The following is a 20,355-nucleotide window of genomic DNA, read 5'->3' as shown; positions in this document are numbered from 1 at the left end:
AGGGCCCTGGTGAACGGTTACATCATGGGGACCCTGCCATTCTCCCTGGTGGGAGCGATCTGGCTGATGTATCTGCTCGACTTCAACTTTTCGGTAGCGGCCGGGGTCGGCTTTATCGCCCTGGCGGGTGTTGCCACCGAGCTCAGCGTCATCATGTTGGTCTTTCTGGAAATAACCTATCAGCAAATGCGAAAACGAGTGGCCGCGGCCGGCCGCGCCATGACCAGGGGCGATCTTATTGAATCCATCCTCGAAGGCGGCGCCCTCAGAGTCAGACCAAAAGCCATGACCGCAGCGGCACCGGCTCCGAAGTCATGAGCCGGATAGCCGCGCCGATGGTCGGTGGTATGGTGAGCGCGGTGATCCTGACTTTGTTGGTAGTGCCAGCGGTGTATTACCTATGGCGCACCCGTTCGCTGAAAGCATAATATTGCCAAACTAAATGGGGCAGACTTGTCTGCCCCTGCCGGAGCTCTGTGGTATAAACCAATAAAGCACCAAAAGCACAAATAGGTTAACGCTATTTGGTTGATCTGAATCAAACAAAACTCCCCAACATTACAGTCTTGTCATGCTGGTGTCATCCATCCGTAATTATCACCCATGATAATAAACAAAGAAGCTTAATAAAACACACCTTAGGCGACAACTAGCTTGACAGCTACCGGTGTAGAAGTTGGGCAAATCAACGATAGGGGAAAACCATGAACATGAAGAAGTCAAAACTCAAATGCTGCCTTCTGGCTTTAAGTGTTACAGCGGCAATAGTTCCTGCCGCTGTTTACGCAGACAATCAGACCGACAATCTCAGGCAGCAAGTCGACGATCTTCAAAATCAAGTTGATCGCTTGGAAAACACGGCAGCGGAACGTAATACAGATTCGTCATTTCATATGGCAGGTTATGGATCGGTCGAGTACGCCGACCCGGATTCAGGCAACGCCGCTTTTAACAAGGTATTGGTCGCCCCCATCATCCACTACAATTACCAAGACTGGCTAATGTTCGAAACAGAATTTGAGCTGTCGAACACAGCTGATGGGGACACTGAGCTAGCGTTGGAATATGCCTCTATCAACCTGTTCCTGAATGACTATGTAGCGCTTGGTGCGGGAAAATTTTTAAGTCCCATAGGTCAATTCCGGCAGAATTTGCACCCTAGCTGGATCAATAAGGCTGTCTCGGCACCCGCTGGTTTCGGGCATGGCGGAGCTGCGCCCCTAACTGAGACCGGCCTGCAATTGCGCGGCGGGTTTCCACTCGGTGAGATGCGCGCCAATTATGCTGTTTATGTTGGTAATGGGCCCACCCTGGCCGCCGGTGTAGAGGATGATGAAGGGGAATACGAACTGGCTATCGAGGAAGTGGAAACCGAAGGCCGTACCAGTGACCCTGACGGGAAGAAGTCATTTGGTGGTCGCCTTGGGCTATTGCCGTTTTCTGGTCTGGAAATAGGGATTTCCGCCGCTAAAGGTAAAGCCACAGTGACGGATGCTTTTGCGGGTGGACATGATGGGCCTGAGCTTGATATCGAATCCACAGGCGAATTTGATTATGATGTTATCGGTGCCGATTTTCGCTATGGCTGGAACAACCTAGAGCTGCGAGGCGAATACCTCAAAACAGAGATTGGCGAAGGTAGTGCCGGTGTCGAATTTCATAGCGATGACCTACCTGACGGTTATGCAGGCCCCGCAGAGTTTGACGATGTTGAGGTGGGCGAATGGAAGGCCTGGTATTTGCAGGCAGCCTATAAAATCCCCTCGACATCATTTGAAGTCGTCGTTCGCACCAGCGAATTACAGACGCCTCATTCTGGGGAAAACTACTCTCAGCGCACACTGGGGCTGAATTACCTTTTTGCACCCCATGTTATCGCCAAACTCAATTATGAGATGAAAGACTACGACTCATCAGGCGCAGATGATGAAGACACTGTGCGAGTGCAACTGGCTTACGGTTTTTAGGGGAGAATTGACATGAAAATCAGCAAATTTATTACTAGCAAACTTTTCGGTGTAAGTATTACGGCTTTGTTACTGTCTGCAACCTTCCTCACACCGGCTCTGGCCGAAGCAAAAGGCGATGCAGCAAAGGGTGCTCAGAAATGGGCGAATAACTGCGCCCGTTGTCATAACATGCGCGATCCGAAGGAGTTGTCAGATGATTACTGGGAAACCACTGTCAATCACATGCGTATCCGCGCCGGTCTGTGGGGTCAGGATACGCGAGATATTCTTGCTTTCCTGCAGGCATCAAACACACCAGCCAAAAAGGTAACAGTAAAGTCTGTATCGGTGGATCTGGCCAACTCCGGTCTATCCGGTGAGGCAGTCTACAAAAGCACCTGTATCGCATGCCATGGCGGCGACGGCAAGGGTGCCTTTCCTGGCACTCCGGACTTCACCAAGTCGAAAGGCCCATTGAGCAAAAATGATGCAGAGTTACTGAGCAACATCATCAATGGATTTCAGAGTCCAGGCTCGCCCATGGCCATGCCACCGCGGGGCGGCAATGTCAGTCTGACCGACGCCGACCTGAAAGCCGTACTTGGTTATATGCGAACCACCTTCGAGAAATAGGGCTTTATCTGTGGGCAGAGTGCTCGGTGTCAGCCGGGCACTCTGCACATTACCGGCTAGCAATGCCGACGAGTATGGTCAGGTAGCCAATACAAGTGGGTTTTCCTTACATGCTGGCGTGTTCGCCAATGCAGATGAGCCAGAGAAGTTAGAAAGACTTTGCCGTTATATCAGCCGACCAGCCATTAGTGAGCAACGTTTAAGCATAACCGACCAGGGAAAAGTGCGTTATGAATTGAAGACACCTTATCGAGATGGCACCACACACGTATTTTTTTACCCAATTGATTTTATTGGCAAACTAGCCGTGCTCATCCCACCACCAAGGCTTAACCTTACCCGATTTTTCGGGGTATTCGCCCCTAACAGCAACCTTCGCGCGCCCAAGTGACGGCTTCACAACGGGGGAAAAATAGTCCTAAACTAAACAATCAAGAAGATAGCCAAACTGATAGGCCATACCATGCCAGAGGGATGACGTGGGCACAAAGGCACAAAATACTGAAGCATTTAGATAAAAAGTACCCAACGTCTGCGCAACCAACACAGTTGCCACCTTTGCGTGCACCACCTAAAGAACAATACGCAAACGATTTTACTATTCAACGTGACTTCAACTTTGGGGCATAGACTACCTTTATTGCAAGCGTCAAAGAAACACACTATTACATGGTGAGAGCAATGGCGTCCTGATCACCCAATTCCTGTACCAAAAGCCTATCTTCATATGACATTTCAAACTAACACGTCATAAAAACTTACACAATCCGACATTTTCATCAACCAATCTAGTCACAAAGACAGCTGCCACTGAGGGTAGTAAATAGCTTTTATTTTCCTTATACTCCTAATATCTGGCCTACTCCCGTGGATTGTGAGGCAGCAGCGCCTTCATAGATGGTGGTCCCCGTTGGAACACGCATGCTCACAACTTTACTCGCGGAATTTCCCCATTGAGGTGCAAGTGCAGAATCGAGCTGAGATTGGAGAGGTCCACTTGGTTTAGTGCGAGTCCAATAAGATCCAATCTTTCCAGCGTTTCCACCATATACTCTGTATAGCGTCGTCGCTTCACTTAGAGTATTAGCTGTATAAGATCCGCCTCTGAACGTCGCAGCGACAGCATCATCGAGAGGACCAGGGTTCAATGGACCATGGCGTACCCCCTTTGTAACAACAAACTAGTTAGAGAGCGCAAATTTCTCCAAATAGTCAAAGAGGTTGCTATGTGTTGAATCTTGCCATGTTTCTACCTCGTGATCATAGAAGTATATTTTTGAATCACAAACACCATTAACAACCTTAAACCCATAAAAATCGCCCGATCCGTTTTCCGATATCAGCACGTAACCATTACGAATTGCATCATACTTATAATTAAGATCAACCAAATTCCAGTCGCTTCTCTCTTCTAAAGAAAACACGTTGGAAAATGAAAAGTATCCTCCACCGTACTCAAAGATAAAATTTATATAGTCGGCAGGAAGCTCGGCACCAAGCTTCCCTTCAGCTTCAGTTACAGCTGCTTCATCGGGAATTTCATCCGACTCCATTCCAAACCAAACTGGGTGGTCATTTTTTGTTTTCTCTACCAACTCTTTAAAAGCATCGAAATCCATTGTTTAACCCTTTAATCATAAATCCAGTTTGGCAACGCATCGTCAGCCCCTTGCTCTCTAGCGCGATACCACCAATGCAGTTTTCTATCCGCGTCCCTCATTTCAGGAGTTACTCCCTGGTTGAACTTATTGGGATGTAGAGACTTATTGCCACGATGTAATTCTGGGAGTATCTTGTGAATCGCCGACCCCGGCATTTGATCTGCGTGATGCAAGTCTGGCTTACCTAAACCTTTAGGCGGATGACCAAGCAAAGCAGCCTTCATATCGTTGACAGACCAATCACCATCGATTCTTACAGGAGGGTCATTGGGTTCATACTTTGTAACAGGTAACACAGACCCTGTAAAGTCTGGAGCTCCTGGCTGACCGGTTGATTGGACTACTTTTTTGCCAGTCTTAGCTGCGAATGCACCCCAACCAGCAACAGGTATCATGGCTGCTGCTGACATGGCGGCATCACCATATTTTCCTCTTATTAGGTATATACCAGCATTTGCTAGGTCCGCAAACTCGCCGACAACAGAGTATAAGAAGAATAAGCGCTATTTACTGCCCCTTGGTTACAGTTGTCTTTTGGACTAGCTCAGTTTGTTGAAATGTTGAATTGTGTAAGTTTTTATGCCGTGTTAGTTTGCAATGTCATGCGAGGATAGGCTATTGGTACAGGAATTGGGAAATTAGAGCGCTAATGTCCCCACCATGTAATATTGTGTTTCATTCACTCTTGCCGTAGAGGTCGTCTATGCCCCAAAGTTGAAGTCACGTTGAATAGTAAAATCGTCTGCGTATTGTTCTTTAGGTGGTGCACGCAAAGGTGGCAACTGTGTTGGTTGCGCAGACACTAGGTACTTTTTATCTAAATGCTTCAGTATTTTATGAACGATGGCAGGCTCTATAATGCAGGCAATTATCGCCACATTGTGCCTTTGGCATTGCTCACATTGAGTAATATCTATGTTGAAGACACGTTTTAGCCTTTGTGCCCACATCATCCCTCTGGCATGGTATGGCTTAGCAGTTTGGCTATCTTCTTTATTCGTAAGTTTAGGACTATTTTTACCTCGCTGGGAAGCGGTGACTTGCGCACGAAGATTGCTGTTAGGCGCAAAAACCCCAAAAAAACGGGTGAGATTGAGTCTTGGTGGCGGAATGAGTGCCGCTAATTTACCAATAAAATCTATAGGATCAAAGAAAACATGGGTTGTTCCGTCACTATAGGGGGTTTTCAATTCATAGCGGATTTTTTCATGGTCAGTCATACTTAAACGTTGCTCGCTAATGGCAGGGCGGCTGATGTAGCGACATAGTCTTTCTAATTTCGCTGGTTCGTCGGCATTAGCGAAAACCCCTGCGTGTAAGGAAAAACCTGAGTTATTGGCTACCTGACCATACTCGCCTTCATTGCTAGCAGGCAAGGTTTGTAGTGTAAATACTTTCTGGCCTTGCTGAGGGCCCATGGCAATGCGATAGCTGACGGTATGGACTAGCTCCACCATGTCGTTATGGGACGGTGCTTTGATGCGGGTAAAAGTTGTGCCACTTAATGGATTTTCACTTATTGCACCTTCTAAGAACAACATGTGGAAATGGATATTTAGATTAAGAGCGCTACCGAATCGCTGAATGAGCGTAACGGCACCGGTTTTTGCCTGCTTGTTGGTAAGACCTGCTTTGTTCACAATGTGAGTGGAAATGGCGAGGTGAATGATTTGCATCACCTTGCTCAGTTCACTTGGGTACCTTGCTAGAAGCAATCGAAGCGGAATGGGTAAACTCAATACCCACTGGCGAACGGGATAACCCTGTAACACATCATCTACTAGCAATGCTGCACTTTCGGCCATTCTTCTGGCGCCACAGCTAGGGCAGAAGCCCCTGCGTTTGCAGCTAAACGCGACTAACTTTTCATGCTTGCAGTCATTACACACCACGCGTAAAAAGCCGTGCTCTAGCCGTCCACAACGCAAGAACTCATCAAACTCACGCTCAACATACTTGGGTAAATACTTGCCTTGGTCGGCTAAGTTTGCTGTAAAATCTGGGTAGTAACGTTCAACCAATTGATAGAGTAGCGTTGTTTCCGGTCGATGGCGCTTGTATGTTTCACTTTGTTGCTTTGCCAGCACATTCGTTCATCACTGAATTATGTACCGACGAGTGTGGCAAAAAAAGGGCTAATTTACGACTGGCTGAATGACCGGTTTAGGATGTTTTTTGTCAGTCATTTAAATAGAAAAAACTACAAAGCTTGGCTTAATCTACCATCTTTTGCACAAAACGGATGTTAGTCCGTTTCCATTTAAATCGTTACTTCCAACCTCAGAATGCAAATAGCCTTAAGTGCTAAGGTTGGAAAATTATACTTATTCTTTGTTTCGTCAAATTGGGCTTCTCTGCATGATTAATTTTTTCACCGTGATGAGATAATTGTAGAATGCTTTGCTAGCGTTGAGTCTTTTTTGTAAGTATGCAACCGCTATCACTACCGCCATACTAGCCATTATCACTTTGTTTTTAGCCGGTGTAGGTTTGTACGGTATTTTGAGCTACAGTACTCAAATGCGTCGTTTTGAACTAGGGACTAGAATGGCGATTGGGGCAAAGCGAGCGAGTATAGTGACAGTAGTAAACGGACTGATAGGCGCCGGCATATTTGGTTTGCCAGAAGCACTCCATTCAGCGGTGGGAACATTCGCCCCTTGGTTATTGTTGATTGGCGGTATTCTGGTCATGGCCATCCTCATTTGTTTTGCAGAGCTCACCATGTTGACGGATCGCTCCGGTGGCCCACAGCGATATGTAGGTGACGCCTTTGGCGCCTATCCGGGTTTTGTGGTCAGCGTGCTTGCTAACTTGACAGCAGGGCATACGTCGGCAAGTCGGATGCCGCCATCCCTTGCTGACGATGGTTTGTTGCCCGCTTGGTTTGGTAAGGTATCACGCTGGGGTACTCCAGCAAATTCGATTATATTTTACGGAGTTGGGGCAATTATGTTTGCGTTGTGAGACGACTTTTTAGCGTTGGCGGCAGTAAGCACTCTTGCTCGTTTACTCGCTTATGTTGAATCGATTGTTGCGTTGCCTAAACTTCGCAAGCGAGCCGGTAAACCGTCTGTTAATGCTGCGATCATTGTGGCTGGACCGATTGCACTAGTACTATGTATTTGGGCGACCACACAAACTAACGCCCTGCAATGGCAAACACTCGGTGGCTTTGCTTTGTTCGGCACAATGAATTCAGTATGACTGTGCTCAACCCTCTAAAAGCGGATGGACTATTGAGTGGATCATTAGAATTGATAGCGCAGAATTTTAAGGAATTGCTGTTTTTTCATTTAGACGGTATTTATCAGCAGTTGGACAATCGTTTGTTAAGTCTGTTATTAGCTGTTATCGAGGATAATGCTGAGAACTCACAAGGTTCCCTTTCCAGGCCAGATCTACAAAAACTGGCATTGTTTAGTAAGGGAAACCGCAGCCTGGAGTTAACCGGGCCTTTGCTTAAAGCGCTGCTTTTGCATCCTCTAAACAAAACAGCCTTACGTTCAAGAAAATTTGACCTGGTTATTGATTTTGCGTTAAAGAAAACCCCATCAGCAATATTGGTTTCTCGTTATCAACTGGACGGCAAAAAACACTTACAGAAAAAACTTAAAGAACTCACCAGCGAATTGATGGACATTCAGAATGGCACTAAGCAGTGACTCTTATCGCTGTTATGCCGCTTCATAATCTTTGCGTATCAGGCTGTAAAGATTAATATCGTGGAAGGCACCATTACAGAAACACTTCTCTCGCATTACCCCTTCAAACTCAAACCCCGCTCTTAGGGTTACTGAAATAGAAGGTAAATTACTGGGTAATATCAAAGATTCTACCCGGTTGATTTTGATAGGAAATTTTGCACTAAAGACATAATCCAGAATGCACTTTACAGCTTCGCTGACGAAGCCTTTTCCCCAATGCTTTGGTGCTAAATCGTATCCAAGGATCACGCTGGCATCGAATTCGTTCCAACTATTAAATCCGCAACTGCCAATCAATTTAGGTTCGCCTTTTTTACGTATTGCCCAGCGAATACCGGTTCGGGTTTCAAACCTGGAGGAGAAATATTTGATCAATTGAACAGCTTCCTTGATTTCTTTAAAGCGCTCAACATCATAATGAGCCGTAACATCAGGATCGGAGAAAATCTCAAAGATTTGCTTGCGATCCGTCTTCTTAAGCTCATTAAGGATAAGACGCTCTGAAGTCAAAATGGGAAAAGGAGCTGCTGGCATGTTTTTCTTCTTCTAGTCGTTTTATTCCATGATAACAAATTGTTTTTGTGGTTGACAGCTTTACGCCTCTAAAGTGCACTTCTGAACTTTTCACCGAGAGCATGCAACTGCTCTTTGCTGATGATTTCGACGTTGTCAGAATCAATGCTGACACCGTCATTAAAAAGTACCGTTCTGAGAAATCCATGCCCGCCAAGGGCATCAACAAAATCATGGTGTTGCTGAGTCAAATAAACCCGTTTTTCCTGCTGAACAAGCAAATTGATGACGAGCATAAGACGGATTAAAGCTATTTTCTACCCCCTATGACAGTTGTCTTTTTGACTAGATTGGTTTGTTGAATTATCGAATTGTGGGAGTATTTTAAGGCGTGTTAGTTTGCAATGTCTTGCGACGATAGGCCTTTGGTGCAGGAAATGGGGGGTGAAGCGCGAATAGCCCCACCATTTACTAGCGTTTTTCTTTACTCTTGCAGCAGTAAATGGAGCCTACGCCCCAAAATTGAAGTCACGTTGAATAGTGAAATCGTTCGTATACATTCGCACTAAATCCAGCACAAATATTAATCTAGATCATTACTTTTTGGGCCGAAATCGATTAAAATGCCGTTTTTGGCGCATTTAGAGGAAATACCATGAAATTATTGTCAATCACTTTACTGGCTGCTGCCTTTTTATCAACCTCTGCTATCGCTGCAGACGTGAACGCTGGAAAAACCAGAGCGGCGGCTTGTGCCGGGTGTCATGGCCCTGACGGTATCAGTTTTGTGCCAAACTACCCTAATCTGAAAGGCCAAAAAGCGGCTTATCTGGTTAAGCAACTGAATGACTATAAATCTCAGGTTCGTAAAGATCCGATTATGAATGGCCAGGCTGCTGCTCTGAGCGATGCTGACATCGCCAATATAGCAGCTTACTACGAAAGTCTTGGCAAGAAGTAAAAAAACAAGCAAAGGGCGGGGTTTAGCCTACCGGCAAGACCGCCGCCGATAGAAACACAGATACCCGCCAATCGGCTGGTATTTTTTTGCCTAGGCTTTTTGTTTGAGGTTTATGCTTGAGCGCTAAGGGTTGAGTAATTTGTCGGTAAAATCCTGCAGGTTCGCATAAACAGGCAAATCTAAAGGAAGACCTTGCTTTGTGAGCGTTGCTTTCCCTTTGCCGGTGAGTACTAACGCCGGTTTACAACCGGCATTCATACCACATTCAATGTCGCTCAGCGAATCACCGACAAACCAGGTTTCGCTGTTCTTAGCATTAAAGCGAGACAAAAGCTTTACCGGCATTCCGGGGTTGGGTTTACGGTTGGGTCCTGCATTATCCGGATGGTCAGGACAATACTCAAGGGCATCGATATGCGCGCCAACGGTCGCCAGAGAAAATTCCATTTTTTTGTGGATCAGCGCCAGGGTGACTTCGCTAAAATACCCGCGCGCGATCCCTGACTGATTGGTCGCTACGGCGACTTTATATCCCGCTCGGTTGAGCTTGGCAATTGCGCGCAAGCTGGATTCAATCGGGATCCACTCCTGCGGTGATTTAATGTAGTGATCTGAATCCTGATTTATCACACCATCTCTATCCAGTATCACCAGCTTAGTCGCCGGGCTATCCACGCCAATAGTCTCTGAAAAATCAGCCATCTATTTTTGCAGCAAAGATATATCAGCAATACCCAAGAATAGCTCTCTGAGCTTGCTGATCAGTTTCAGGCGGTTATTGCGGATTGCGGGATCATCAGCGTTGATCATGACCTTATCGAAAAAATTATTCACCACGGTTTCAGGCTGGCTAATTCGTCTAGCGCACTTTGATAATTACGGTGAGCAACAAGGTCTTGAACAAGCCCGGAGACCTGATTAATTGTTGAATAAAGGTCGGCTTCTTCGCCCTCGAACAAAGATTCGTCGATAGTTATCTCGTCACCGTCGAATGAAGACTTGGCTAGAATGTTCCCTACCCGTTTGTTGGCTTCTGCCAGCGCAGCGCTTTCGTCGGATTGGCTAAATCGTTCGACTGCAAACACGCGCTTTTCAAAATCTAAAGGGTTGGTGATATTGACTGCCTGTACCGCCCCTACCACCTGAGTTGGTAACCCTTTGGACTGATACAACGCCAGCTGACGAGCATTAAAAAATTGCTGCAGCTTGTTGCGGGTTTCCGGATCCAGAGAGACATCAACAAAAGTCTTCAGTGAAGCATCGATCAATTGGGTAAGATCCAAGTTTAACTCTTTTTCACAGATCAAACGGAGTATAAGACGGATTAAAGCTATTTTCTACCCCCTATGACAGTTGTCTTTTTGACTAGATTGGTTTGTTGAATTATCGAATTGTGGGAGTATTTTAAGGCGTGTTAGTTTGCAATGTCTTGCGACGATAGGCCTTTGGTGCAGGAAATGGGGGGTGAAGCGCGAATAGCCCCACCATTTACTAGCGTTTTTCTTTACTCTTGCAGCAGTAAATGGAGCCTACGCCCCAAAATTGAAGTCACGTTGAATAGTGAAATCGTTTGTGTATTGTTCATCAGGTGGTGCACGCAAATGTGGCAATAGCTTTGTTTGTTTAGAAGTTGGGTGCTTTTTATCTATATGTGCCAGTATTTTCTGAATAACGTGTATATCTATAATACAAGCGATGATGCTTACATTGTGGTTCTCGCATTTTTCGCATTCGGTAATGTCTATATTGAATACCCGCTTTAACCGCTGTGCCCATGACATAGCCCTTGCATGGTAAGGTTTATCTGATTGCCCATCTTTTTGATTGACAATTTTCGGGCTGTTTTTGCCTCTCTGTGACGCAGTAATTTGTGCTCTTAGATTGCTGTTGGGAGCAAATACCCCATAAAATCGGGTGAGATTTAGTCTTGGCGGTGGAATGAGGGCCACTAGTTTGCCAATAAAGTCGAGCGGTTCAAAGAATACATGTGTTGTGCCGTCTCGATAGGGTGTTTTTAATTCATAGCGCACTTTTCCATGGTCAGTCATACTTAAACGCTGTTCACTAATCGCTGGGCGGCTGATGTAGCGACATAGTCTTTCTAACTTCTCTGGCTCATCGGCATTAGCGAAGACCCCTGCGTGTAAGGAAAAACCTGAGGTATTGGCTAACTGACCATATTCGCCTTCATTGCTGGCAGGGAGTGTCTGTAGTGTAAACACCTTTTGACCTTGTTGTGGTCCCATGGCAATCCGATAGCTGACGGAGGCCCCTTGCAACTGCAATAGACTATCTTCATCATCAATAGGTAAGTTAAGAAAACTGTTTTCTATGTCGCGCTCCACTAACCCCACTTTCTCCAAATAGTTGGCAATTCGATAGCTAATGGTGTGAACTAGCTCCACCATGTCGCTATGGGACGGCGCTTTGATGCGGGTAAAAGTCGTACCACCCCATGGATTTTCACTGATTACTCCTTCTAAAAACAGCATATGGAAATGGATGTTTAGATTGAGGGCGCTACCAAATCGCTGAATAAGGGTAACAGCCCCAGTTTTCGATTGTTTGTTGGTAAAGCCGGCCTTGTTCACAATGTGCGTGGAAATGGCGCGGTGAATGATTTGCATCACTTTGCTCAATTCACTTGGGTTTCTTGCTAGCAGTAATCGAAGTGGAATAGGTAAGCTTAAGACCCACTGACGAATTGGATAACCAAGTAATACGTCATCTACAAGTAGCGCTGCACTTTCTGCCATTCTTCTGGCTCCGCAGCTAGGACAGAAACCTCTGCGTTTACAGCTAAAAGCGACTAACTTCTCATGCTGGCAGTCGCCACATACCACGCGTAAAAAGCCGTGCTCTAGTCGTCCACAACGCAAGAAATCATCAAACTCACGCTCAACATAATTGGGTAAATACTTGCCTTGGTCGGCTAGGTTTGCGGTAAAGTCTGGGTAGTAACGTTCAACCAATTGATAGAGTAGCGTTGTTTCTGGTCGATGGCGCTTGTATGTTTCACTTTGTTGTAATGCCAACACACTCCTTCATCCCTGAATTGTGTACCGACAAGTGTGGCAAAAAAAGACCTAACTTACGACTGGTTGAATGTCCGGTTTGGATGTTTTTTGTCAGTCAACTAAAACCGCAAACAACTCATTAAATGTCGAATTTTCACTCACTTCTCAGTTGATATTTCCAACCTTAGAATGGCAACTGCCAGTCAAGAGCGACCTTGTCAACGTCGCTTTATTGTGCTTAGCGCACCCGAGAAATCAATTTCCAACCCACTGACGTTTTTGTACAGAAGGGTCGAAAACAGATTTTCCACCCCCCGAAATGCAAATAGTTATTCACAGTTAACAATTAACTCAACCTTGTTGAATAAAAGTTTTTTATCTTTGGAATCATAATTTTCGTTATGCAACCTAATGTAATAATCAGGAACCTTCAAATTGGGGTTCTTGTTGGCTTTGCCAATGGCGTGCTGTTCGGCTATGTGTATTCTGCTTACAGTCGTTTTCGTTTGAGTCACTGAGTCACTCTTCACCACCTCACGCTCAGTGGCTTGTTCAGGTGTTTCTGCTTGTTTGTTTTCGGTTTGATTATCAGGCCCAGCACAGGCAAATAAAAAGGTCACTGATGCTGCTACTAATGTCAGTTTATATTTGTGTAATAGCGTAGATGTAAGCATGTTTTTTCCTTGTTTCATAACAAAATAGAAGTCTTACTAACAACTAACGAGTGACGTTTTAAAAAGGGTTTTTTATTTTGATTTTTTGTTTGGATCACTGTCTACAAGATACTTTTCCATAGCTTAGCTTCTTTCAAAAAAGCATAGAACGCATCAATGGTGGCTAATATTAAGCCTCGTTTACCATTGGTTATACGCCCTTGTAAAAAATATTTCTGCAAGAATGTGAAGGGTAAAACAAGGGCCAGTTTAATTAGGCTAGGGCGCTTATTGCGAGCAAATTTATCTTCTGCTCTAAATGAAGAATACAAATTATTCTTGGCAACCAAGGCATCAATACGATTATATCCAAAGTGGGTAAAAGCCACCTGTGTTCGAATTTCTTTTCCCTCTACAATGGCACTTTCATGGACTTGTTCGCTTGTATCAAAATGGGCTAATTGTCGACGATATAAACGCAGATTATTGGGTTTTTTCATCCATTTGTTTGGCAATTGGTTCATAAATATATCATTACGGGCAAAACGCAATGCGGCGATATCATTGCGGATTATGGTTTGTTTGATCACGGCTATACACTCAGGGGTAAGCGCTTCATCAGCATCAAGGTTTAATACCCAATCTTGTTGACATAAGCTTAAAGCAAACTGCTTTTGCCCTGCATAACCCAGCCAATCTTGATGGATAACCTCTGCGCCCATTGCTTCAGCCAATGCAACGGTGTTGTCGGTGCTACCGGAGTCCACAACTAATACTTGTGCAAAATCACTCACGGAGCGTAACACTCGCTCAATGTTGTTGGCTTCATCTTGCGCAACAATAAACACGCTACAGGGGATCATAAATTACCTTTTATTAATAGAGAGGTAAGAGTATATCTTAACTTAATGTAATGGCATAACCGTACGATTGGCCTCATTACTCTACAATCACCAGGGCAACTGTGTAGGGATGAATGATAAGCGGACTATTGGTGACGAAGCTGCGTTTCTTAGGTGCATCTGATTGCCACATGGTCACTTTCGTTGATGACATGAAACCGAAAGGTAAAGGCATCTCATGTACATCAAATGACAAGTTATATGCAATAAGTTCGCTGTCTTCCAGTCTAGAGGTAAGCCTGGCGCGAATGAGCTTGAGATCAACGTATGCCATAAAAGTCAATATAGCGGCTAAGGCACTCGGTAAGTAATTTTTGATCGTCCAGGAATACATGAATAGACGTTGTTAAAAGTGATCTGGGCACTGACAGATGTTTTCTTTGGCTGCCAGGTGCTAATAAATATTTCAGGGCGCTCCTTCCAATTAATAATTTTCCCAAGAAATTAAACTAAATACATTTCAATTTGTCAGAGCTTGAGCGATCAGTGTTCAAGAAAACAGCTTCGGTTAATGCCAGCAAAGTTTACTCAGCAGGCTCTTAGTACAACAAGCCAATTTTTTGGCAGCACACTACAAAGCAGGTAAAACAAATGAGTCAAATAGAAAATTTAGACAAAGCTTCAAAGGTAGAGCGAGCTTTCGTATATGTCGTTTATGGGGACGACATATATTATAAGGAGGCGGCTTACAGCATTTTAACTTTGCGCTTATCAACGCCAGAAATTCCCATTTTAGTCCTGGTAGAACGAACTGGTGACTTTGAAAATATTCAAGGTGTAACGCCAATTTTAATGAGTGAAAAGACCAGGCAAGACTGGCTGCAAGGTACTAGCTATCATTTTGAACTGAAATTAAGAGGGGTAAAGCACATTCTTGAGAACTATGCTAAAAAACTTATTTTTATCGACAGCGACACTATTATAGAAAGAAATCTGGTGCACCTGTTTGACGATATCGATAAAGCACAACTTCTGATGCATAAAAAGGAAGGCAGGCTTGGCGAGAAAAAGTTTTATAGGCACTACAAAAAAGCGATTGGAAAACAATTCGAGGTGTCCAAGGAAGGGTTGATCAAAGTTACAAAAGCTTCGCCTATGTATAATTCTGGCGTGATAGGCGTGTCTGAAGAGTCGGTCGATTTGATTGAAAAGGCACTGTTATTAATGCGTCAGATCAACAGGTTAACCCACTGGCACACTGCTGAACAGCTTGCGGTGGGCATTGTTCTGGACTTGAACGGCACCATTAAAAACGTTGGTAACGCAAACATTTATCACTATTGGCATAAAAAGCCTAAAAAATATATCAGAGAGAAACTAAACGCATTTTTTCTTGAATATACGCCTCATAACGCTTTGCACTTACCCGAAAGCGTCAAAAAAATCCGAAAGCATCGTCCATTTGTGCGATGGTTGAGCGACAAGCTTGGGCGCACTATGCCCGTCACGGAAAGTTAATTTCCCAACCACTCAACAGACTCAAGTGTTCCCCAAGGATAAACGGGCACTCAATAAGTGAGCGCTTGATATCGCAGGGTGAGAGCATGAATGCTTAATTTTTACTCAACTTTCCCAACCCCGCTGTTAATAACTGTTCCAGGTACTCAGTGCTGCCATGTGCGCGCTTTTGCTTGCGAGGAATACTGACTTTTCTGGTGGTTTCTGCACGAAGCATATTCAAGGCCAGCTTCCTCGCACCCGATAATATATCAGCAGCATTGCCACGATATATTTGGCATTCGTCCTCTTTCATCGAGACATCAAGCACCCAATGAAGGCTGTTTTCTACAGCCCAATGACTCCGTACTGCATTTGCAAATCGGGCTTTTGATAACTTGGCAGAACTAATGTAGTAACGATACTCAAGGGATTCTTTACCCTGTTTCGTCTGCCGATAGCTCAGTGCTACACCAATAGTTTTCAGTTCTTTCCATTCACAGAAGTTATCCGTTAACGAACCCGCTTCCATTACATGACACGCTCTGGCTTCACTTCTTCCGTGAGCTTTTTCCAGACAAATTACTTCCTGATTTATCGCACCAGAAAGCGCCTTACGGACGGCATCATGCAGCTCTTTTGGATTTCCTTTCAGGGCCAGAAGGTAGTCACCACCACCATCAATAATTTGCTCAGCGATTTCTTTCTGGCAGCCCATTGCATCAATGGATATCAGACAGCCTTTTATGTCCAGCATAGTCAGCAAAGCTGGAATGGCGGTGATTTCATTCGATTTGCTCTGAGTTTTAATCTGTCCTAATACGACGTTATTCTCTGAGGCAAAGGCGTTAACCATGTGGATAGCCGACTGCCTGTTTTCCCGGTTATAAGAGCCACAAAGCCGCTTGCCATCAATAGCAATGAGTTTCCCCTCGGATAACTCCACCACCGATTGCATCCAGCCGATAAAACAACGCTGAAACTGCCCACTGTCTATCCGCGATATCACACGCGCTATGGTGTCATGAACCGGTAAGCCGTTCTTGAATAATCCCTTAGCGGCAAACCAGTCAAAATGCAGATCGCCAAAATCTTCGATATCTTCCCATCCTTTGGCTCCAGCGATGGACGCACATACCACCAAAAATAAAATATCAGTAAATAGATGGGCTACCTTGGCTGACTGTCTGGGATCTTCTAACTCACCAAAAAACTGTTCAAATGCGCCTGTTTCCATGACTCTCTCCGCAAAAGAGAGTATAAGATCACAGACGCTTACTATCGTCCAGAGTTGTTGGCGATTCAAACGTCAATTGAACGATTTATGTTCATGATCTTGCCCTGTAATAAATAATAAATAATAAATAATAAATAACCCCAGATCGGTTTAATCGATGACCATGGAATTTCTCTCAACGTCAGTTAAATTAAGGGATGGCTTGTTTTCTTTGAGACAATAAGCCACCAGTCCAGCCATCAAGTTAAGCGTAAAACCATTAATACTGCGATGACGAGAGTGTTCAATGAAAGATATATTCTTTAATTGGTCGTTAATCGTCTCGATAATGAATCGCTTTGACAGCATTGCCCGATCCCATAATGACATCGCTTTTGCTTTCATATTCTTACGAACCGTTGTGATAAGCGTGACGCCTTTATCAAATAAATTGTCTTTGAGCGCATTGCTTAAGTAGCCTTTGTCGCCGTAAAGTTTATCTGTTAAACCTTCCGCTAGCTCTTCGACTGGCTTGGTATCGTGCACGTTACCTGTGGTGACTTTAGCGGCAACAATCTCCCCCTTATAGTTTACAATTAAATGTAACTTGAACCCATAGAACCAGCCCATCGTACCTTTTCCTCTTTGTGCAACACCCTCAAAGGTCTTATGCCTTGGTATCCGAATGTTATGGCACACTTTTAAGGTTGTAGAGTCAATGAATTCAATACCTGTGGGTTTACCTTTGAGTGAAGTGAAATAAGCACACATGGGTACAATAAGACTAGGCATCACTTCCAAAAATCGTGTGTAGCTCAATAATTTAGGGAAGTCCTTTTTATAAAAACACGAGACATAGCCTAGGTAATAATTCTTGAAATCACGATGATGGCTCATATGGAAACCAATGACGACTGTCATCATTTCGCCCATAGACATACGACTATCTCTGCGCCTTTGGCGACTACCATCTTCTAGTAGCTGCTTTTGCCATTGTGGAATGAATACTTTGCAAAAATCATCGACATCACAGTACAACTCTACTAAATTCTTCATGCCTGTTCCTTTTGTTTTGTTCCCACTTTCTTGGTCGAAAGATCGGATCTTGGAACGGCATTTAGTTCAATTTCTTAAACCGAGTTGGGGTTAAATAATAATTAATGAAAGGAATAGTCGAATGAAATATAAGTTAAAAACTATCTACCCGCTAAGTGCCCTTACTTTAGCTATGGCTTTATCATCGGGGCAAAGTTTTGCTGCTGAAGCTCAAGTAAACAGCGACAACGATCAGACGGAAACTAAAACAGCGCAACAAACAGAAGAAAAAGTGGCTAGAAAAGATACCCTTTTTGAAACGATTCAAATCACGGCGCAAAAACGTGAAGCGAGTATTCAGTCAACTCCTATTAGTGTTACCGCTATTTCAGGCGATGTTTTGGATCAAATGGGTATCACCAACATGGACGATTTTCAGTTTTTCGCCCCAGGTATAACGATTACTAATGATTCGATGGCAATTATTAATATTCGTGGTGTTGGCACAACCGCTTTTGGTGTCGCCACTGATCCTAGCTCAACTATTTATATTGACGGAATTTACCAACCAAGGCCAACCACGGGCTATCAAGATATGTTCGATGTTGAACGCTTAGAATTGCTGCGTGGTCCACAAGGGGTTTTATTTGGTCGAAATTCTGTTGGTGGTGCCTTAAACATTATTTCTAAAGCGCCCACCGATGATGCTGAAGGAACCGTTGGTTTAACACTTGGCAGTTATAATAAACAAACACTAACAGGTACTTTTTCTGGCGGTTTAACTGACAATAGCCGCGGTAGAGTAACGCTATTAAAAAATACCCGTGATGGTATCTACAAAGATATGTTAACGGGTGAAGAATACCAAGATGAAGATACCTTTGCTGGCCGTGGAACGCTTGCTATTGATTTATCAGATAAATTAGAAATCGTTTTAAGAGGCGATTACAACAATGATGGCGGCACGGGCTATATTAGCCAACGCGGTGGTTATACCCAAGATTATGTTGACGCGGGTGCGGCAATACCAAAAGATGACTACGATATAGCGCTAAACTATAAACCTAAAACAGACGTTGAAGTATGGGGGCTTTCATCAACGTTGACATGGACTGGCGATGATTACACCATAAAGTCGATTAGTTCATACCGTGAAAGTGATTTCGATCAAACCACGGATGCGGATGCTACAGAGTTTACGGTATTTAACATCAATTTTTTTGAAGCCTCAGAATCATTTACTCAAGAGTTTCAATTATCAAATACCACACCTGATGGTTTAGATTGGATCACTGGCCTATTTTATTTAAAAGAAGATGGCAGCGGGGGTATTGATCTTTTATTTGATGGTTTGGCCATTGAAATTACCGAAGAAAATGTTACCGAAGCTTATGCGGCTTTTGGCCAAATGACCTATGATGTTAACCCTAAATTAAGAGCCACATTTGGTTTACGCTATAGCTATGAAAGTAAAAATTATGGCTATATTACTAATGTTAATGGCGGCCTTGATGACACAGGAACACCGGATGACAGTTGGAGTGCATGGACACCGCGTTTTGCCTTAGATTATGACTTAGCTGATGACATTATGATTTATGCCTCAGCAACTAGTGGCTTTAAATCGGGCGGTTTTCAAATTGGTGATGGCACTTCATTTGAACAAGAAGACTTATGGAGTTATGAAACAGGCATAAAATCAACCTTGTTGGAAAATCGTTTACGTGCCAATGTTGGTTTGTTTTTATATGATTACACCAATTTGCAGGTTGTTGAATACGATGATGATAGTGGCATTTCAACTACAACAAACGCAGGTAAAGCCACTATTCAAGGTATTGAAGGTGAGTTTGTTGCTCGTGTAAGTGATAATTTTGATGTTAATTTGGTGGTTACTTATACTAATTCCGAATTTGACTACTTTCCACAGGGGGAAGGTGTAGATTTTGCTGGCAACGAGTTACCTAACACGCCAAATTTAACCTATTCACTAGGCGCGCAATATACTACCGAAATAGCCAATGTTGGTTACTTAGTCTTCAGAGGTGATTATGCATGGCGTGACGGTGTTTACTTTAAAAGCAACAACGAAGAAAAATTCCAGTCAGACTCATATTCATTACTTAATTTAAGAGTTTCGTTGATGACATTTGATGATCAATGGGAAGTTTCATTATACGGCACTAACATGCTAGATGAACGTTATGCTACTTATATCACCGCTGGCCGAAATTTAGATGGCTCACTTACCGATAGCGGTAATACAAGTAACACTTATGGTGAACCTCGCCAATATGGCGTAAAAGTGCGTTATAACTTTTAATTAAAAGTTTACGCATTATCACGTAAAATCAAGCCGCTTATTTAGCGGCTTTTTACATTAGATACTATGGTTTTACTTTAAATGTCGTTTCGAATTAACGCGTTTAGGTATTTGATAAAGCCATTATTGTACCTTTTAGCTATGAAACTGAAGAAGGGATAAAATCTCAAAAAAATTAAAACTGAATTAGACCAACATTTTATCCCAAACAGTGAAAATAACACTTAACTAACGTGCATATTTTTTAGAAATAAGCTAATTATTATACTTCTTTATGAAACAGGAATACGTAAGGGAGAGATGTTATCTCTTACTGTAGGTAACTGCATGTAACCGTTCAGCAGGGCC

At 43.8% G+C, this 20,355-nt stretch carries 23 protein-coding genes and 1 pseudogene; 12 read left to right on the top strand and 12 right to left on the bottom strand.

Annotated elements, in window-relative coordinates; translation table 11 throughout:
• The 5 genes and pseudogenes from C7Y69_RS13575 to C7Y69_RS22080 form a co-directional block, all read left to right on the top strand.
• Positions 1–428, top strand: a pseudogene (locus C7Y69_RS13575) (efflux RND transporter permease subunit); the annotation flags it as partial.
• Positions 429–704: 276 nt separating this feature from the next.
• Positions 705–1,967 (top strand): hypothetical protein, encoded by a 1,263-nt coding sequence (locus tag C7Y69_RS13570; protein WP_126873078.1) that lies wholly within the window; start codon positions 705–707, stop codon positions 1,965–1,967.
• Positions 1,968–1,979: 12 nt separating this feature from the next.
• Complete coding sequence (locus C7Y69_RS13565) at positions 1,980–2,582, top strand: cytochrome c5 family protein (protein ID WP_126873077.1); 603 nt, start codon at positions 1,980–1,982, stop codon at positions 2,580–2,582.
• 10 nt (positions 2,583–2,592) lie between these two features.
• Positions 2,593–2,973 (top strand): transposase, encoded by a 381-nt coding sequence (locus C7Y69_RS22085; protein WP_409513433.1) that lies wholly within the window; start codon positions 2,593–2,595, stop codon positions 2,971–2,973.
• Complete coding sequence (locus C7Y69_RS22080; protein ID WP_409513432.1) at positions 2,970–3,212, top strand: hypothetical protein; 243 nt, start codon at positions 2,970–2,972, stop codon at positions 3,210–3,212. The genes C7Y69_RS22085 and C7Y69_RS22080 overlap by 4 nt, the downstream gene beginning before the upstream one ends.
• A gap of 551 nt (positions 3,213–3,763) precedes the next feature.
• Here the strand turns inward: C7Y69_RS22080 and C7Y69_RS13555 are convergent.
• The 3 genes from C7Y69_RS13555 to C7Y69_RS13545 all read right to left on the bottom strand — a co-directional run bounded on the left by C7Y69_RS13555 (position 3,764) and on the right by C7Y69_RS13545 (position 6,330).
• Entirely contained in the window at positions 3,764–4,201 is a 438-nt protein-coding gene (locus tag C7Y69_RS13555) for an SMI1/KNR4 family protein (RefSeq protein WP_071978354.1), read from the bottom strand.
• Between the two features lie 11 nt (positions 4,202–4,212).
• Entirely contained in the window at positions 4,213–4,653 is a 441-nt protein-coding gene (locus C7Y69_RS13550) for a hypothetical protein (RefSeq protein ID WP_198520990.1), read from the bottom strand.
• 291 nt (positions 4,654–4,944) lie between these two features.
• Positions 4,945–6,330, bottom strand: a complete 1,386-nt coding sequence (locus C7Y69_RS13545) for an IS91 family transposase (protein ID WP_100970935.1) — start codon at positions 6,328–6,330, stop codon at positions 4,945–4,947.
• 313 nt (positions 6,331–6,643) lie between these two features.
• Here C7Y69_RS13545 and C7Y69_RS21915 point away from each other — a divergent pair, with 313 nt between their 5' ends.
• From C7Y69_RS21915 to C7Y69_RS13535, 3 genes are read left to right on the top strand one after another with little or no spacing between them, the layout of a single operon-like run.
• Complete coding sequence (locus C7Y69_RS21915) at positions 6,644–7,210, top strand: amino acid permease (RefSeq protein ID WP_232368351.1); 567 nt, start codon at positions 6,644–6,646, stop codon at positions 7,208–7,210.
• Positions 7,211–7,225: 15 nt separating this feature from the next.
• Positions 7,226–7,450 (top strand): hypothetical protein, encoded by a 225-nt coding sequence (locus tag C7Y69_RS21910; protein WP_232230544.1) that lies wholly within the window; start codon positions 7,226–7,228, stop codon positions 7,448–7,450.
• Positions 7,447–7,908 carry a hypothetical protein gene (locus tag C7Y69_RS13535; protein WP_071978357.1) on the top strand — a complete coding sequence of 154 codons (462 nt, stop codon included), beginning with the start codon at positions 7,447–7,449 and terminating at the stop codon, positions 7,906–7,908. Before C7Y69_RS21910 ends, C7Y69_RS13535 begins: the two co-directional genes overlap by 4 nt.
• 12 nt (positions 7,909–7,920) lie before the next feature.
• Here C7Y69_RS13535 and C7Y69_RS13530 read toward each other — a convergent pair whose 3' ends face one another.
• Entirely contained in the window at positions 7,921–8,484 is a 564-nt protein-coding gene (locus C7Y69_RS13530; protein WP_126873075.1) for a GNAT family N-acetyltransferase, read from the bottom strand.
• 101 nt (positions 8,485–8,585) lie between these two features.
• On the opposite strand from C7Y69_RS13530, the gene C7Y69_RS13525 reads away from it, so the two are divergent.
• On the top strand, positions 8,586–8,771 hold the full coding sequence (locus C7Y69_RS13525) for a hypothetical protein (RefSeq protein WP_071978359.1): 186 nt from the start codon (positions 8,586–8,588) through the stop codon (positions 8,769–8,771).
• A gap of 347 nt (positions 8,772–9,118) precedes the next feature.
• Positions 9,119–9,424, top strand: coding sequence for a c-type cytochrome (locus C7Y69_RS13520; RefSeq protein WP_071978360.1), 306 nt, complete (start codon positions 9,119–9,121; stop codon positions 9,422–9,424).
• 123 nt (positions 9,425–9,547) lie between these two features.
• Here the strand turns inward: C7Y69_RS13520 and gmhB are convergent, their stop codons facing one another.
• The 6 genes from gmhB to C7Y69_RS13490 form a co-directional block, all read right to left on the bottom strand.
• Positions 9,548–10,126 carry a D-glycero-beta-D-manno-heptose 1,7-bisphosphate 7-phosphatase gene (gene gmhB, locus C7Y69_RS13515; protein WP_071978361.1) on the bottom strand — a complete coding sequence of 193 codons (579 nt, stop codon included), beginning with the start codon at positions 10,124–10,126 and terminating at the stop codon, positions 9,548–9,550.
• Positions 10,127–10,254: 128 nt separating this feature from the next.
• Complete coding sequence (locus C7Y69_RS13510) at positions 10,255–10,707, bottom strand: hypothetical protein (protein WP_071978362.1); 453 nt, start codon at positions 10,705–10,707, stop codon at positions 10,255–10,257.
• Between the two features lie 246 nt (positions 10,708–10,953).
• Entirely contained in the window at positions 10,954–12,462 is a 1,509-nt protein-coding gene (locus C7Y69_RS13505; RefSeq protein ID WP_105934646.1) for a transposase, read from the bottom strand.
• A 308-nt stretch (positions 12,463–12,770) separates the two neighbouring features.
• Positions 12,771–13,115 carry a hypothetical protein gene (locus C7Y69_RS13500; protein WP_071978365.1) on the bottom strand — a complete coding sequence of 115 codons (345 nt, stop codon included), beginning with the start codon at positions 13,113–13,115 and terminating at the stop codon, positions 12,771–12,773.
• Positions 13,116–13,216: 101 nt separating this feature from the next.
• Positions 13,217–13,957 carry a glycosyltransferase family 2 protein gene (locus tag C7Y69_RS13495; protein ID WP_126873074.1) on the bottom strand — a complete coding sequence of 247 codons (741 nt, stop codon included), beginning with the start codon at positions 13,955–13,957 and terminating at the stop codon, positions 13,217–13,219.
• A 76-nt stretch (positions 13,958–14,033) separates the two neighbouring features.
• Positions 14,034–14,330: a hypothetical protein gene (locus C7Y69_RS13490; protein WP_126873073.1), complete on the bottom strand. Its 297-nt coding sequence runs from the start codon at positions 14,328–14,330 to the stop codon at positions 14,034–14,036.
• 257 nt (positions 14,331–14,587) lie between these two features.
• On the opposite strand from C7Y69_RS13490, the gene C7Y69_RS13485 reads away from it, so the two are divergent.
• On the top strand, positions 14,588–15,454 hold the full coding sequence (locus C7Y69_RS13485) for a hypothetical protein (protein ID WP_126873072.1): 867 nt from the start codon (positions 14,588–14,590) through the stop codon (positions 15,452–15,454).
• A 94-nt stretch (positions 15,455–15,548) separates the two neighbouring features.
• Here the strand turns inward: C7Y69_RS13485 and C7Y69_RS13480 are convergent, their stop codons facing one another.
• Positions 15,549–16,670, bottom strand: a complete 1,122-nt coding sequence (locus C7Y69_RS13480) for an ISAs1 family transposase (RefSeq protein ID WP_126873071.1) — start codon at positions 16,668–16,670, stop codon at positions 15,549–15,551.
• Between the two features lie 150 nt (positions 16,671–16,820).
• Entirely contained in the window at positions 16,821–17,705 is an 885-nt protein-coding gene (locus C7Y69_RS13475; RefSeq protein WP_126873070.1) for an IS982 family transposase, read from the bottom strand.
• Positions 17,706–17,826: 121 nt separating this feature from the next.
• Here C7Y69_RS13475 and C7Y69_RS13470 point away from each other — a divergent pair, with 121 nt between their 5' ends.
• Positions 17,827–20,007 carry a TonB-dependent receptor gene (locus tag C7Y69_RS13470; RefSeq protein WP_105934129.1) on the top strand — a complete coding sequence of 727 codons (2,181 nt, stop codon included), beginning with the start codon at positions 17,827–17,829 and terminating at the stop codon, positions 20,005–20,007.
• The last annotated feature ends 348 nt before the right edge of the window (positions 20,008–20,355 follow it).

Source organism: Alteromonas sp. KS69, from assembly GCF_003989595.1.
Lineage (GTDB): Bacteria > Pseudomonadota > Gammaproteobacteria > Enterobacterales > Alteromonadaceae > Alteromonas > Alteromonas naphthalenivorans.
The sequence above is the reverse complement of the archived record's forward strand: the minus strand, read 5'-3'. Positions and strand labels throughout refer to the sequence as shown.